The sequence below is a fragment of the Corynebacterium ulcerans genome (assembly GCF_000767685.1).
GTDB classification, from domain to species: domain Bacteria; phylum Actinomycetota; class Actinomycetes; order Mycobacteriales; family Mycobacteriaceae; genus Corynebacterium; species Corynebacterium ulcerans.
In genome coordinates, this window is record NZ_CP009622.1 from 1,900,506 (window position 1) to 1,915,947 (window position 15,442).

Consider the following 15,442-nt stretch of genomic DNA (forward strand, 5'->3'; position numbering starts at 1 on the left):
CCACCACACTACTGCAGCTGTTCTCCGCCCAAGAGACTAGATGTTGATTTCCATGCCTTGGTAGGAGATATCGATGGGACCGTCGTACTCAGATCGTGCCTTCTCAAGAGCTGCCTCGGCATTCCCCCACGGCGGTATATGCACAAGTACAAGCCTCTTGGCCCCGGCAAGGCGCGCGATGCGACCGGCCTCTGCCCCGCTCATATGCATGTTGGGGGCTTTGCCCTCGTTGGTCTCTCCCCACGTAGCCTCACAGAGAAATACGTCGGCGTTCCGCGCGCAGTCGATCAGGTTCTCTGTATAGGAACTGTCACCGGAATACGCAATAATTTTTCCCGAGCGTTTATGTTCCACGCGCAGGGCAAATGTTTCAATCGGATGCACAACCGAATACGGCGTGATAGACACAGCGCCGACCAGCTCTTCCCGTGCGTTTTCCCACGGCGTAAACGCAAAGGTGTCTGACATATCGTCGATGTTATCCACGGAATCGGCACTCAAGCGTCCCATTCTGATGGGGGTGTCTGAGGGACCAAAACACAGATTGCGTCCCTTCGCTGCCGCCGTCGGATGATAGCGACGCCACACCAAAAGGGAAGGAAAGTCGACGCAATGGTCAGCATGCAGGTGCGAAAACACGACATGTGCATCGGAGGGATTCTGGACGCGTTCGAGCTGCGCTAGGACACCTGGCCCCATGTCCATGAGGATGCTGGGGGCGTTATCCATCTGAATGAGGTACCCGGAGGCAGCGTTGTCGGGGGCGCCCAGGCTTCCGGAACTTCCAAGGATGGTCAGCTTCATATTTTTTACTGTGCCACGATTACGTGCCAAGAGCGAGCGAAAAAGGGGCCATATCCACTAAGTGGATGAACTTTACACCTCCCGTAGCTTTTCGACGTGCGTCACATGTGGCCCCAGAAAACGCATGGCGAGCTGCTCAAATAAGGCAGGGTCTCCTGTGGACTCGAAAGAGCGAATAGGTTGCTTATCTGTGGTGGCGTCGGCAAGCATATCGTTGCGGCTAAGTGTCTTGAGCACGTCTTTTACGCATTCTTCCGAGGAAGAAATGAGGGTGACATTATCCCCCACGGCGAGTTGAATCACGCCTGTCAGCAATGGGTAATGAGTACACCCAAGAACCAGAGTGTCTACCCCCGCGGCTTGCAACCCCTCCGTATAGCCTTGGGCTACTCCCAAGATTTGTCGGCCCGATGTGATGCCGCGTTCCACAAAACTCACAAAGCTCGGGCAGGCTTGCGCATAGACATCTACACCGGGACTTGCAGCAAATAGCTCTTGATATGCCCCCGAGGCAATCGTTCCCTGGGTGCCCAAAACACCAATTTTGCCATTGCGGGTGGTGGCAACAGCGCGTCGTACAGCAGGAAGAATCACCCCGACCACCGGGATGCTATACCGTTCACGCAGATCACGTAACGCGGCTGACGTTGCTGTATTGCAAGCGATCACAATCATCTTGCATCCGCGAGCCACCAACTCATCGCCGATCCGCATGGAAAGCTCTCGAACTTGAGCTATCGGCTTTGGCCCATACGGGCTATGAGCGGTATCCCCGATATATATCACTGACTCTTGGGGAAGCTGCTCCATAATCGCCCGGGCTACAGTCAATCCGCCCACGCCGGAATCAAAAATGCCGATCGGCGAGGAGGCATCAATCGTGCCTTTGTACACAATCGATGGCTCCACGCCCGGCACGTCTGCTTTCAAGGAATCCGACATGTGGTCTTGTATCACGTAGTCCATGCTAATCCGGTCAGCAGGAAGTGTATAGCAAGCGCTGTAACCCACTACTTTTGTGGGCTAGCGCCATCAAGAGCGTTCAAGAGCTCGTTGTTCCCGGCGCGCTTTCAACGCTGGTGGGTCGTCGGAAGTAATAGTCGCACCTGCGATGAGTCCGCCAATAGCTCCGAATAGGTGTGCCTGCCATGAGACTCCAACGTCGCCCGGCAAAACTCCCCAAATCAAGCCACCGTAGATAAACGCCAAAACCATACCGAGCAGTACCTGCGAGAAGCTTCTATTGAAGATTCCTCGAACCACTAGATAAGCAAGCCAGCCGTAAATGAGACCGGAAGCGCCGATATGAGTGGTCCCGATTCCGCCAAAGATCCAGGTTCCCATGCCACCGACAACCGCAGCGATGATTGTGACTTCCCAGAATGCCCGACGACCAGATAGTCCGATGAGGAACACAAAGATTAACCCGGGAAGGGTATTCGCTGAGAGGTGCATATAGTTTCCGTGCACGAGCGGCGACGTAAAGATATGCCAGATCGAGGCACCGTCCAGCGGATGTACGCCAAGTCCTTGAGCGAGGGTGCCGCCAAAAAATATGGTGTTCACAATATGAACCGCCCAGATAACAATCACATAGCCCAGGGCTAAAACTGTGGCGTCGACTAAGCGTTTGCGTCCCATAGACCGCCACGAACTAGTGCTCACGCCTCGGTGTGTCACCCTATTCGCAGAATAACCCGGCGTTGGAAGATACTGCGCGCCATACTCATGTGGAAGGTACCCACCGCTAGTTGATACACCGCCGTAGGTATTCCTGTCTGATTGAGCGTAGGGGTTAAATCGGTTCGTCATAATGAGGCACAGCCTAATAAAGAAATCTCGCAGCTCCATCCCCTACGGCTAGTAAAATGCTGGGAAAACGCCCGGCATACTGACAGTAATCGGGTGTCCCCGCTTCTTGAGTCAAGAGTTTTGATTACCCCATCATCGCATTCAACAGCGACTCTTGGTTATAAGCCAGCCATTCGACCAGACTATCTCGGTCTTGTTCAGCTTCTTCCCCAAAAACCTCTCCAGATGCCACGTAGAGGCGGATATCGTTAAGCGCAGCAACCCATGCATGCGCCTCTGGTTCCGTGATATCCACGTGAACACCACCATCAGGACCAAGAGCCTGACCGAGCACCTGCAGGTGCTCAACCTTCGCACGCGTAATGTCTGTCTCGTGCAAGCAACGCAACAAAGAATTATCTCCCTCGAATTCCTCGTCGCCTTCCTTTTCAAAGTCTGGAAGTAGCCGAGCCAATGCGGGATCGGTGGGGGCTTCTTTATGTCCGCTAGGCATGCCGGTGAGCTCTGCCAGCTCGTCTTTGGGTGCGGTTTGTGCACGGTGGATGAGTGCCTCACTCACCGTGGAAGCAAGGTTTCCAAGAACCTCTCGTTCCATTGGCTCAAACACACATACGAAGTGGGCCCCGCGCATGAGGCCTTTCTTTTTCTTCCATGGCTGCATAGTGATTATGCCTTTCGATCAAAGGAGCACTCGGCTTTTTCGCCTATAAGCGCTACGGGACTCACGTGGGGAGCAAAAGGGGTACACAAACCGTGCACAAACCCCAGGGCTAACCGCCCTGCTGCATCGTGGCCCACAGGCCAGCGGTGTGAAGCTTTTTCACATCGCCTTCAACTTTGTCGCGCTCCCCGGAGGACACCACGGCTTTGCCTTCTGTGTGAACCTGCATCATCAACTCGATAGCGCGACGTTTGCTATATCCGAGGATCGTTTGGAATACATACGTTACGTAGCTCATGAGATTGACTGGGTCATCCCACACGATGCACATCCAAGGCAGGTTTTCGCTGGAGGCCACATCCACTGATAGATCCTCGTCAAGCTCTGGGGTAGCCATCGGAGAAGACACCACAACGTCCATAGTGGGTGCTAAAACGACAGAAGGTAGCTCGTTAAGGGAATGAGTCACATCTTCTTGGTTGACTTGCATACAACACAGCCTAGCCCAATTCCTTAGTTGTTCCGCATGGAGCTTTCCTTCTGAGAACGCGATTAAGCTCTGAACACAACAGCCCCACGGTGAGCTACCGCACAAATATGTGAAAAAGCGTTTTATGACTTGTGCTTCAGCTCTCATCGTTTTCAAGGCTAAACTTGTGTGCGTGACTGAATTCGAATCGACAGCATTGCTCACCGATATGTACGAGTTAACAATGCTGCAATCAGCGCTTGCCGACGGCACTGCATACCGCAACTGTACATTCGAGGTTTTCTCCAGGCGGCTTCCCAACGAACGCCGCTATGGTGTTGTCGCAGGAACAGCCCGAGTGCTCGAAGCAATTAAGCGTTATCGCTTCACCGAAAAGCAACTCGCTAGTCTAACGTTCTTGGACGCTACTACCATCGATTTTTTGCGTTCATACGAGTTCAAAGGACAAATCGATGGCTACCGGGAAGGCGAGCTTTACTTCCCTAGTTCACCCATCCTCACCGTTCGCGGAACATTCGCCGAGTGCGTCATCCTTGAGACGCTCATTCTTTCCATTATGAATGCAGACTCGGCAGTTGCTTCAGCGGCAGCTCGCATGGTCACGGCAGCAGATGGTCGTCCTATTTTTGAAATGGGTTCCCGCCGCACACACGAATACGCAGCGGTTACAGCTGCCCGTGCTGCATATCTCGCAGGTTTTGTCGGTACCTCTAATCTTGAGGCGGTCTACCGTTACGGAATCCCAGGCTCTGGCACCGCAGCACACGCGTGGACGCTACTGCACGTCAACGATGATGGAACTCCCAACGAGCCAGCGGCTTTCCAATCCCAGATCAATGTCCTCGGAGTAGGAACCACCCTTTTGGTGGATACGTATGACATTGCCAAGGGCGTGAAAACCGCCATCGAAATAGCGGGACCTCAATTAGGTGCTGTCCGCATCGACTCTGGTGATCTCGGTGTAATGACGCGAAAGGTGCGCCAAGAACTTGATTCTCTGGGAGCGCATAACACTGGCATCGTCGTGAGCTCTGACCTGGATGAATACGCTATTGCGGGTCTGCGCGGTAATCCCGTCGATGCCTTCGGCGTAGGCACATCTGTGGTCACCGGTTCAGGGGCGCCGACAGCCGGAATGGTCTACAAACTTGTGGAAGTCGACGGACACCCCGTGGCCAAGCGTTCCCGCGGCAAGGCCATGGTGGGCGGAACTAAGCGAGCAGTTCGTACCCACCGCGCCACCGGAACAGCAGTCGAGGAAATCGTATTCCCCTACGACCACGACACCCCACAGATCGGGCAGCTTAATTCTTATGAACTCACCATCCCCCTGATGCGTAACGGAATAGTCGTGGATAACCTGCCCACGCTCGAGGAATCCCGCGCTTATCTGGCAGAACAGCTCATAACTCTGCCGTGGGAAGGACTTGCACTGAGCAAGGACGAGCCCGTCTTGTCGACTCGGTTCGTTGGGTTTTAAGTAGTCTTTTTGCAGGCCTAGGGGCCGCGGGGATCAACGTTGGGTGCAGCCTCTACACTGTGTCCTATGTCAGATTCGCCCCTTGCTTTATCCACCGATGAGTTACTGGATGCGGCGGTAGCTGCCCTCGGCGGCAGCCGTCGTAACGGCCAAGTGTCCATGGCCAACGCGGTGACAAAAGCACTCGAATCAGAACGCCATCTTGCGGTTCAAGCCGGGACAGGCACTGGTAAGTCTTTGGCTTATCTAGTGCCTGCACTGCGCCACGCACAGGCTACTGACTCCACGATCATCGTTTCTACCGCCACGATCGCGCTGCAAAGGCAGCTCGTGGAGCGCGATCTTCCTCGGCTTGCGGACGCCCTCGAACCACACATGAGCAGGCGACCCACCTTTGCCATCATGAAAGGCCGCGCGAATTACGTCTGCATGAATAAGATCGCTGCGGCCGAAGAACCAGAAGACGCCCTGATCGACGAGGAAGATCTCTCCTGGCTAGGCAAGCACGTGGCGCGGATTTATGAATGGGCCAATGAGACCGAAGTCGGCGATCGCGATAGCCTTGACCCCGGTGTTCCCGACTTGGCATGGCGACAGGTCAGCGTCAGCGCGCAGGAATGCATCGGGGCCAGCCGGTGCCCGCACGGGGAAGATTGTTTTGCAGAGATAGCTCGCAAAAAAGCCCATGATGTAGACGTGATCGTCACCAATCACGCGCTCTTAGCCATCGACGCATTATCCGACGTCAACGTGCTGCCAGAGCATGAGGTGGTCATCGTCGACGAGGCCCATGAACTCGACGGCAGAATCACGGCTGTAGCCACAAATGAAATTGGTGTTACCGCCCTGACTATGTCTTCACGCCGGGCAGGGAAACTAGGCGCGGGAGACAAAGACCAAAAGCTCATCGACATCTCCAAAGAATGGGAAGACGCGATGCTCGCCGTGGAGCCAGGCCGGCTCACGTCCCTTCCCGAGTCTCTTAAACAGCAAACAATCGCCCTCCGCGATGCCATCTGGTCTCTTCGGGAACACGTATCCCGAGTGCCAGAAGGAGAAGCAGCAAACGATCCGGAGCGGCACGCCGAGCGGATGTCTCTCTCAAATCATTTGGGTGACCAGCACGATTCTGTTGTCCGCATCCTTTCTGTTTTTGAAGAGGAGGACGCTGCCAGCCAAGAAGACGTTGTGTGGGTGCTTCACGACGACCGCCGCGGCGTCATGATCAAAGTCGCCCCATTGTCCATCGCGGGACTGCTCCATACCCGTCTTTTTAGCGAGAATACGGTGGTACTAGCCTCTGCCACGCTCAATATCGGCGGCAATTTTAACGCGATGGCCGCCAGTTGGGGCCTGCCCAAGGGCTCGTGGGACAGCCTTGACGCAGGAACCCCCTTCGACCCAGCCAAGTCGGGAATTCTCTACACCCCCAACTCGCTCCCCGACCCTGGGCGCGATGGCTTAAGCCCCGAGGTCATCGAGGAAATATATGACCTCATCATGGCTGCCGGCGGCCGTACCCTCGGGTTATTCTCGTCGCGCCGCGCCGCGCAACAAGCCACAGAAGCCATGCGCACCCGCCTACCTTTCGACGTCCTCTGCCAGGGGGACGACACCACCGGTGCGCTCGTCGAAAAGTTCTCCAAACAAGAAAACACCTGTCTTTTTGGCACACTCAGTCTTTGGCAGGGCGTGGACGTTCCGGGCAAGGCGTGTTCGTTGGTCATCATCGACAGAATTCCTTTCCCCCGGCCGGACGATCCGCTGCTACAAGCGCGTAAAGACGCAGCCGACGCAGAAGGCAGAAATGGCTTCATGGAGGTTGCAGCGACTCATGCGGCGCTCCTCATTGCACAAGGAGCAGGCCGATTGCTCAGGTCAGTGACGGACCGCGGTGTCGTGGCTATCCTTGACCGTAGGATCGTGACCAAGCGCTACGGGGCGTTCTTTATTAAATCGCTGCCGGCTTTCTGGCGTACCAACGATCCGCAGGTAGTGCGCGGCGCTCTCGCCCGCCTCGTCGCAAAGTAACTTGAACTAGGAAGGCTTGCCATGGCGCACATTCCCACTCTGCGCAACGAATCGATAAGGCTACGACCTTTGGTGCTTTCCGACGCCCACGATCTCACCGCCACCTGTGTTGACCCATTGACTCAGAAATACACGACGATTCCCGCAGGTTACGCCCTTGCTAACGCAGAAGAATTCATCACGACTGAACACGACAACCTGCGGTGGGTGATCACGACCCGTACAAGCGACCGCTTCTGCGGGCAAATTGAATTACGGCCACTTGTTGGAGAACACAATGCCATGGATGTGGGCTACATGACAGCCCCATGGGCACGAGGGCAAGGCCTTATGACCTCAGCGTTACTGCTCGCCGTGGACTATGCATTGTCACTCGGCGTCCGCCGCATTGAACTACGCACAGATCCTCAGAACAAGGCCAGCCAACGTGTTGCAGAGAAAGCCGGGTTCCTTTACCAAGGCCTCCACAATGACTTCACAGTTTATTCCTTGCTTACCGACGACTACCGCTCGTAGTACTAATTTTTCTGCTGAGGCAGCGGGACTCTACGAATCTTTCCGTCCGAATCATCTGCGGCGTCGATATCAGCCCTTGTAATACCGAGCATGTGAACGACCTCATCCAAAAATGGGGAGTTCACAGAGGTATCGGCAATCTCGCGCAATGCCGGCTTAGCGTTAAAAGCAATGCCCAAACCAGCGGCAGAGATCATGTCGATGTCATTCGCGCCATCGCCCACTGCGACAGTCTGATGCATTTCTATACCAGATTCCCGAGCGAACTCTTCTAAGAATTCTGCCTTGGCTGCCCTATCGACAACCTTCCCGATCACCCGGCCAGTAAGTTTCCCGTCCACGATCTCCAGCGTGTTGGCGCGAACATAATCCAGCCCAAGGTCTTCTGCAAGGCCTTCGAGAACCTGGATAAAACCACCTGACACCACAGCGGTCTTGTACCCCAACCGCTTCAGTGTCCGGATGGTTGTTCTTGCCCCCGGCGTCAATTCGATGGAATCAGCGACCTCATCAATGACGCTAGCGTCGAGACCTGCCAAAGCCTTGACGCGCTCCCGCAGTGACTCTTCAAAATCCAGTTCACCACGCATCGCGCGTTCTGTAACTTCTGCGACTTCTTTTTCCCTACCGGCGTGCGCTGCAAGCATCTCAATAACCTCACCGGTGATGAGCGTGGAATCACAATCGAAACAAATGAGACGCTTAGAGCGTCGCAAAAGCCCTGCACGCTCAATCGCGATGTCCACGCCCAGCTCTGTAGTGAGCTCGGCCAGGGCTTTGCGCAAAGGCATCGCCGCACCTGGCTCACGATTAGCGACAGTAATCTTCAACTCAAGACCAGTAACCGGATAATCAGAAATGCCACGGATCGTATCGATATTCGCATCAAAATTTGCCAGAGTCTGCGCTATGCGCGACAAATCATGAGCTTCCACCGGGTCCCCAAGAATAACCACCTCATGCGTAGAACGCGGGCGTGAAGACTGAGCGACTTCTTGCAGCTCAATCTTGACGCTCTGCCCATACGTCTTCAGAGTCTCCTTGAGACCAACCTCCAGCGTCTCCACACCCTCGGCCTCTACTCCCGCGAACACCGCCAACCCCAGAAACCCTCGAAACTGCGACTGCTCAACATCAAGGATCTGCACACCGTTGGCAGCTAACACACGGAAAGCTGCTGCCGACACTCCCTGTCGATCCTGGCCTGAAATAGTAATAACAGCCGGGGTCAGCTCTGGGCGAAGGCTAACAGTTACTTGAGGCTGGTCCAGTTCAATCACCGATCTATTGTTGCACGACGCACCTCGATTCCTCCCAGTACTCCCCTATTTAGGAATGACGGGCTCCGCATCAACGGATGCGCACTTTATCCTCTTCCTACGGATCGAATCGCCTTATCTTTCGACCTTGTGGTTCTATGCCTTCCCTTGGATATTGCGGGGGTATGCAATAGTCTTTCCCACTTTTGTCATGGTCTAATAAGGGAGGCTAGTTTTCTCACCGATTGTATGGAGTTAATGTGCTGATTCCAGACGCAGTTTGGACTGTTTTTGACTTCTTTGGCGAGTAAACGCGCAGGTAAGTTAGTCTTTTCTCCGCGTATGCGGAGGTAGTTCCCCCGGTTGTGGAGGCGCAGTTCACGGGTAATGCTTTTCTCCGCGTATGCGGAGGTAGTTCCAGCGGCGATAACACTCGAAGCTAAGGATACAACTTTTCTCCGCGTATGCGGAGGTAGTTCCATCACGAGCCAAGATCACCGCCCTACCGAACCCTTTTCTCCGCGTATGCGGAGGTAGTTCCAACGGGGGTAACCCCTAGGCCGTGGTATGTGCCTTTTCTCCGCGTATGCGGAGGTAGTTCCTCGGCAGCGAGCTTCGACCGCTCCCCTTCGAGCTTTTCTCCGCGTATGCGGAGGTAGTTCCCAAGTCATTCCGCGTTTTGATTTGCCTCGCCTCTTTTCTCCGCGTATGCGGAGGTAGTTCCGACTTGCACGCTGACGCTTACCGGTTTGCGATCTTTTCTCCGCGTATGCGGAGGTAGTTCCTACCACATTCGAAAAGCCCACGAGCCAGGACGCTTTTCTCCGCGTATGCGGAGGTAGTTCCCAGCGGTTTTGTAGCAATTTTTTAATAACGTTCTTTTCTCCGCGTATGCGGAGGTAGTTCCAAAACTGCTGCTCAACCCCGCCGCCTCCGCAACTTTTCTCCGCGTATGCGGAGGTAGTTCCCGATCCCTAGCTATGAGCGGTTTTTTAACATCCTTTTCTCCGCGTATGCGGAGGTAGTTCCAGCCCCCACATATCCATTGACGTAGGCTTCATCTTTTCTCCGCGTATGCGGAGGTAGTTCCCCCCAGCACCGCGTGGGTGTGGGGGTTGCAGACTTTTCTCCGCGTATGCGGAGGTAGTTCCCGGGGCACTGCCCTTGTATGCGACGCGGGGGACTTTTCTCCGCGTATGCGGAGGTAGTTCCCTAACCATGTGAAGGTGGTGATCGAATGAGTGCTTTTCTCCGCGTATGCGGAGGTAGTTCCTTGTGGGGCCTGCAGGGATCCGTGAAACTCGACTTTTCTCCGCGTATGCGGAGGTAGTTCCCGTAGAAATGCCGGGACTATTCGGCAATGAATCTTTTCTCCGCGTATGCGGAGGTAGTTCCCACTTTGTCTAGCAATGTCAAGGCGTGGGTAGCTTTTCTCCGCGTATGCGGAGGTAGTTCCGTCTGTGCACGTCGTGAAGTTCAAGGTGTACGCTTTTCTCCGCGTATGCGGAGGTAGTTCCTACTTTGTCTAGCAATGTCAAGGCGTGGGTAGCTTTTCTCCGCGTATGCGGAGGTAGTTCCGTCTGTGCACGTCGTGAAGTTCAAGGTGTACGCTTTTCTCCGCGTATGCGGAGGTAGTTCCTACCGGACGCACCGCAGAAACCTCGCAACCGACTTTTCTCCGCGTATGCGGAGGTAGTTCACCCCGTCAGCCTTTCGGGGGTGGCGGGGTTGGCTTTTCTCCGCGTATGCGGAGGTAGTTCCATCGGCAAAGGCGTAGGAAAGGGACGCAGCGGCTTTTCTCCGCGTATGCGGAGGTAGTTCCGGGTAGGCATCATGCCCACCAGTCGGCTGCTTCTTTTCTCCGCGTATGCGGAGGTAGTTCCGGATGTGGCCTCCTTCTCCGCGATAGCGGAGGCTTTTCTCCGCGTATGCGGAGGTAGTTCCACGTCAAGTCTTCCCATTACCTGAATTCGCTCCTTTTCTCCGCGTATGCGGAGGTAGTTCCTGAGCATCCGCCGCAGCACTCGACGCCTCATTCTTTTCTCCGCGTATGCGGAGGTAGTTCCACCGCTGTGGTGCTTAAAGATGGGCGCCGTTGCTTTTCTCCGCGTATGCGGAGGTAGTTCCATATTTGCGGTATTGATCTTTTGCCGTGGCAGCTTTTCTCCGCGTATGCGGAGGTAGTTCCATGTCTTTATCCTTATGTAGTGGGTGGGTTTTCTTTTCTCCGCGTATGCGGAGGTAGTTCCCGCTGCCAACAGCATCGAGCTGATATGGGTCGCTTTTCTCCGCGTATGCGGAGGTAGTTCCCAAGTCATTCCGCGTTTTGATTTGCCTCGCCTCTTTTCTCCGCGTATGCGGAGGTAGTTCCGACTTGCACGCTGACGCTTACCGGTTTGCGATCTTTTCTCCGCGTATGCGGAGGTAGTTCATAGCTTGACACTTGCTAGATATATAGTTTGTGTCCACCACTACGGAGGTATAAATGTCTATCACGCCAGAACGGGTTATGCAGCTTTTAGGTGAAGGTATGACCCAATCCCAGATTGCTAGGGAATACGGGGTTACCCGTCAATACATCTTCACTCTTGCAAAAAGAGGAGGGCATGAAGCTAGGGAAATGGAATACATCAAAGATGACATACCTTGGCCAAAAGTTAAAGATAAGCACCGCGATAACACAATCTATAAAACGCTACGAATCCACGCCCGCTATATGGAACGGGGACAAGAGGGGGTACGTGGTTCAAGTTATGTTAAACTGCTCGGCATGTATCGAAAACTTGTTCGATTCAATCAAGTTATCGACTACGACGAGTCCTACCCACCTGTAAAAGGTTTGTCGAATACAGGCGGGTTTATGTACGTCCCGAGGTCTCCAGAAGACGGGAACCTCATTATCAAGATGAAGCCCGGTGTGCGAATCACGAAAAGAGGTGCACGCATTTGGCAACTGCCTAAAAAGTTTCCAGAGAAGGAATAAATGGAAGAAATAGTTATCAACTTCCCAGGCGTGATACATCTGAGAGATGGGGAATCATTCCCCCATCCCCGCTGTGCAGACAGCTAGCAGACTTCTCTCCATACACACAGAGGCAGTTCCGGATGATATACAAGAGAAGCTTGACCACAATGTTGGACACAAACCGTAGCGCAGAGCTTGATAAGCAAAATCAATTACTGACCCTACAATCAGTCAAGGATTATTTTTGCGTGTCGCATTTAGATTTAGAGTGATTCTACACGGAGGACTGAAGTCGCTAGCGCGTCCATACTTTAACCTCTTCGGACCCCATAGAGACATACGTTTATCTAAGGGACATATTGCAGTAGGGGTCGACTGTCTACCATATCCTCCGATGATAATGCGGGTTTATTGCTTTGCCCAGGCCTTGGCTAATGACCATGTTTTTACTGCGAGAACCACAAAGAGGAGTGCCGCAAGACCGTAGGTAATGACGCGGGGCGCGCCGAGGGCTACAGACGCAGCAAGCAATCCCAGTATTGCCAAGTGTATGTTGTTTTTCATGATCATGTAGGAATGGAAAGCGTCTCGGCTATGTAGGTGATGACACGAGGTACCCCCAACCTTGTCCTCTCTTTTCTTTAATACAGAGCTCTTGTTTCTTGGTCCTGTAGTCATTGTAGTCAAGAATGAGCCTGCGGTTTGGCATTCGCCACCCCAGCCTAATTCGACGATGACCAGCCACCATAAAGTGTTAGAACTCCATGTAGCAAACGGTTCTGCATGAGGTATTCACAATGCAAATACCAAATGCTCCCCCGCTTCTTTCGGCGCTAAACCGTTGCCAGAATTAAGCCACAGCACCCAAAACCGCACAACCGGAACTAAAAGCGAGCCGGAACAACATTACCCATAATGCTCAGTGCGCTACCCCCCCCCTAGTAGCACCACCTCACTAGCTACATGCCTTCATGTGCCGATACTAAAAGCCGCATCAATACGAGCCAGCCATTATCTCAATGCTCCTTCTTCACCTACCTAAAAGAGGATGCCGTCGAAAAGCTCTTACAGATAGAAGCCCTCTATACAGCTCGAAAAGTTTGAGACACAAAACACTTGATAGCCCCCACCACTTCATATAAATTAACTTAACAATTAATTAGCATTAAAGAAGGAAGGTAGGGTTATATGCAGCTTCAAACCACCGTCACTCGCGTTCTCATAACCACCACCGTTGCACTCTCTTTCGCCCTCGCGTCCACAAGCACCCTCGCTCATGCAGAGACTAAACCCATACCCACTGCATGCCAGGAACTCCAAGCAGACGTAGAGGCCTGGACCGAACAGCTCAAAGAAGCCGAGTCCTCACACGATCAGCTATCTAAAAACGGACACTCCAAGGATGCAATCAAACGCTACCTTGAGCGAAGTCAGCAATACTTTCAAGAGTGTATTTCATCTCCCCCTAAGCATCTCCACTTCGAGCTATCCTCAGCCCTTCCTATGTTCATGAGCAATCTGTCTAGCTCATAGAAATTGCCCAAACTACCGTTAGCCGCTCCCATCAAACGATTCCCCGAGCTATCGTGGGCGTTCACATCGCAACAAAAAGTCGAGGCCTAGATTCTTTCTAGGCCTCGACTTAAGTCAGAGAGTAATCAGTCGCTACTATGCGTTAACTGGTCTTCTTGGTGACCGGCTCCGCGTGGTGCCCCACGTGAGCTTCACGACGCATCCGCTCAACCATGTGCGGATAGTGGAGTTCGAATGCAGGACGCTCGGAACGAATACGTGGCAGCGAAGTGAAGTTGTGTCGCGGTGGCGGGCAAGAAGTTGCCCACTCCAGGGAGTTTCCATAACCCCATGGGTCGTCCACGGTAACGACCTCGCCGTAGCGCCAAGACTTGATGACGTTCCAGATGAACGGTAGAACAGACATTCCGAGTAGGAACGAGAAGATCGTGGAGATCTGGTTCAAAGTGGTAAAGCCATCAGAATCAAGGTAGTCAGCGTAACGACGCGGCATGCCCTCGTTGCCCAACCAGTGCTGAACCAGGAAGGTTCCATGGAATCCTACGAAGGTGATCCAGAAGTGAATCTTGCCCAGGCGCTCGTCGAGCATACGTCCGGTCATCTTGGGGAACCAGAAGTACACGCCAGCAAAAGAAGCAAACACCACGGTACCGAACAAGGTGTAGTGGAAGTGAGCAACCACAAAGTAGGTATCAGAAATGTGGAAGTCTAGCGGCGGCGAGGCCAGCATGATGCCGGTCAGTCCACCGAAGAGGAAGGTCACCAGGAAGCCCATGGTCCATGTCATCGGGGTCTCCCAGGAGACATGTCCCTTCCACATTGTTCCAAGCCAGTTGAAGAACTTCACACCGGTAGGAACCGAGATCAAGAAGGTCATAAAGGAGAAGAACGGAAGCAGGATAGCGCCGGTAACGAACATGTGGTGCGCCCACACAGCCATGGACAGCGATCCAATCGACAGCGTTGCAAATACCAGGCCGATGTAACCGAACATTGGCTTACGTGCAAAGACTGGAATGATTTCGGAGACGATACCGAAGAACGGAAGCGCGAGGACGTAAACCTCAGGGTGCCCGAAGAACCAGAACAGGTGCTGCCACATGATGGCACCGCCGTTACCTGGATCGAAGAGGTGCCCGCCAAGCTTACGGTCGTAAAGCACGCCCAGAGCTGCAGCAGTCAGGAGGGGGAAGATCATGAGAACCAGGACAGACGCCACGAAGATGTTCCAGCAGAAAATTGGCATACGGAACATGGTCATACCCGGAGCACGCATACATAGGATCGTGGTGATCATGTTGATAGCGGAGGAAATGGTTCCCACACCAGTTGCACCAACACCAACAATCCACATGTCAGAGCCAATGCCCGGAGAGTGAATGGAGTCTGCCAGCGGGAGGTACATTGTCCAACCGAAGTCCGCAGCACCGCCAGGGGTGAGGAAGCCGGAAAGCATGGCAGCAGCACCGATCATGGTGACCCAGAAACCAAAAGCGTTGAGTCGAGGGAATGCAACGTCCGGGGCACCAATCTGCAAAGGCAGGATGTAGTTAGCAAAGCCCCACACAATGGGAGTACCAAACAAAAGCAGCATCACGGTGCCGTGCATCGTGAAGAGCTGGTTGAACTGTTCGTTTGAAAGGTACTGCAGTCCTGGGGAGAAAAGCTCCGCACGAATAAGCAGTGCCATAAGTCCACCAAGGAAGAAGAACACAAAGGACATGATGATGTACATGATGCCCAGTTGCTTGTGATCGGTGGTGGTTAGCATTTTCCAGGCCAGGGTACCCTTACGGGCACCGCCGGTCGGCGCGGGCCTTGTTGGCTCAGAGTAATTCTCGAGCCTCGGCGCCACAGCGGTCATACGATCCTCCTGACTTGTGAGCCGCCT

At 53.8% G+C, this 15,442-nt stretch carries 13 protein-coding genes and 1 CRISPR repeat array; of the genes, 5 read left to right on the top strand and 8 right to left on the bottom strand.

Translation table 11 applies throughout. The features are described from left to right. Positions 1–36: 36 nt before the first annotated feature. The 5 genes from CULFRC11_RS08590 to clpS all read right to left on the bottom strand — a co-directional run bounded on the left by CULFRC11_RS08590 (position 37) and on the right by clpS (position 3,767). The gene (locus CULFRC11_RS08590; RefSeq protein ID WP_031270509.1) at positions 37–804 is read right to left on the bottom strand and encodes an MBL fold metallo-hydrolase; all 768 of its coding nucleotides are present in this window, start codon (positions 802–804) and stop codon (positions 37–39) included. 72 nt (positions 805–876) lie between these two features. Continuing rightward, positions 877–1,746: a glutamate racemase gene (gene murI / locus CULFRC11_RS08595; RefSeq protein WP_390073776.1), complete on the bottom strand. Its 870-nt coding sequence runs from the start codon at positions 1,744–1,746 to the stop codon at positions 877–879. 90 nt (positions 1,747–1,836) lie between these two features. Beyond that, entirely contained in the window at positions 1,837–2,445 is a 609-nt protein-coding gene (locus tag CULFRC11_RS08600; protein ID WP_309543734.1) for a rhomboid family intramembrane serine protease, read from the bottom strand. A 295-nt stretch (positions 2,446–2,740) separates the two neighbouring features. After that, positions 2,741–3,277 carry a DUF2017 domain-containing protein gene (locus tag CULFRC11_RS08605; RefSeq protein ID WP_038620771.1) on the bottom strand — a complete coding sequence of 179 codons (537 nt, stop codon included), beginning with the start codon at positions 3,275–3,277 and terminating at the stop codon, positions 2,741–2,743. Between the two features lie 109 nt (positions 3,278–3,386). Continuing rightward, positions 3,387–3,767: an ATP-dependent Clp protease adapter ClpS gene (clpS, locus tag CULFRC11_RS08610; RefSeq protein WP_013912185.1), complete on the bottom strand. Its 381-nt coding sequence runs from the start codon at positions 3,765–3,767 to the stop codon at positions 3,387–3,389. Between the two features lie 124 nt (positions 3,768–3,891). On the opposite strand from clpS, the gene CULFRC11_RS08615 reads away from it, so the two are divergent. From CULFRC11_RS08615 to CULFRC11_RS08625, 3 genes are all read left to right on the top strand, one after another. Next, positions 3,892–5,247 carry a nicotinate phosphoribosyltransferase gene (locus CULFRC11_RS08615; protein ID WP_023636166.1) on the top strand — a complete coding sequence of 452 codons (1,356 nt, stop codon included), beginning with the start codon at positions 3,892–3,894 and terminating at the stop codon, positions 5,245–5,247. 66 nt (positions 5,248–5,313) lie between these two features. Beyond that, complete coding sequence (locus CULFRC11_RS08620; RefSeq protein ID WP_023636167.1) at positions 5,314–7,278, top strand: ATP-dependent DNA helicase; 1,965 nt, start codon at positions 5,314–5,316, stop codon at positions 7,276–7,278. Between the two features lie 21 nt (positions 7,279–7,299). Continuing rightward, complete coding sequence (locus tag CULFRC11_RS08625; protein WP_023636168.1) at positions 7,300–7,794, top strand: GNAT family N-acetyltransferase; 495 nt, start codon at positions 7,300–7,302, stop codon at positions 7,792–7,794. A 2-nt stretch (positions 7,795–7,796) separates the two neighbouring features. On the opposite strand, the gene serB is transcribed toward CULFRC11_RS08625, so the two are convergent. Beyond that, the gene (gene serB, locus CULFRC11_RS08630) at positions 7,797–9,074 is read right to left on the bottom strand and encodes a phosphoserine phosphatase SerB (RefSeq protein WP_023636169.1); all 1,278 of its coding nucleotides are present in this window, start codon (positions 9,072–9,074) and stop codon (positions 7,797–7,799) included. Positions 9,075–9,382: 308 nt separating this feature from the next. Continuing rightward, a CRISPR array of direct repeats spans positions 9,383–11,485; the repeat unit is 29 nt; unit sequence CTTTTCTCCGCGTATGCGGAGGTAGTTCC. Positions 11,486–11,538: 53 nt separating this feature from the next. Here serB and CULFRC11_RS10925 point away from each other — a divergent pair. After that, entirely contained in the window at positions 11,539–12,036 is a 498-nt protein-coding gene (locus CULFRC11_RS10925) for a helix-turn-helix domain-containing protein (protein WP_023636170.1), read from the top strand. Positions 12,037–12,426: 390 nt separating this feature from the next. Here the strand turns inward: CULFRC11_RS10925 and CULFRC11_RS11280 are convergent, their stop codons facing one another. Then, positions 12,427–12,582 (bottom strand): hypothetical protein, encoded by a 156-nt coding sequence (locus tag CULFRC11_RS11280; protein WP_155245800.1) that lies wholly within the window; start codon positions 12,580–12,582, stop codon positions 12,427–12,429. 624 nt (positions 12,583–13,206) lie between these two features. On the opposite strand from CULFRC11_RS11280, the gene CULFRC11_RS08645 reads away from it, so the two are divergent. Beyond that, entirely contained in the window at positions 13,207–13,551 is a 345-nt protein-coding gene (locus CULFRC11_RS08645; RefSeq protein ID WP_023636172.1) for a hypothetical protein, read from the top strand. Between the two features lie 142 nt (positions 13,552–13,693). On the opposite strand, the gene ctaD is transcribed toward CULFRC11_RS08645, so the two are convergent. Next, entirely contained in the window at positions 13,694–15,415 is a 1,722-nt protein-coding gene (ctaD, locus tag CULFRC11_RS08650) for an aa3-type cytochrome oxidase subunit I (protein ID WP_013912192.1), read from the bottom strand. Positions 15,416–15,442: the final 27 nt, after the last annotated feature.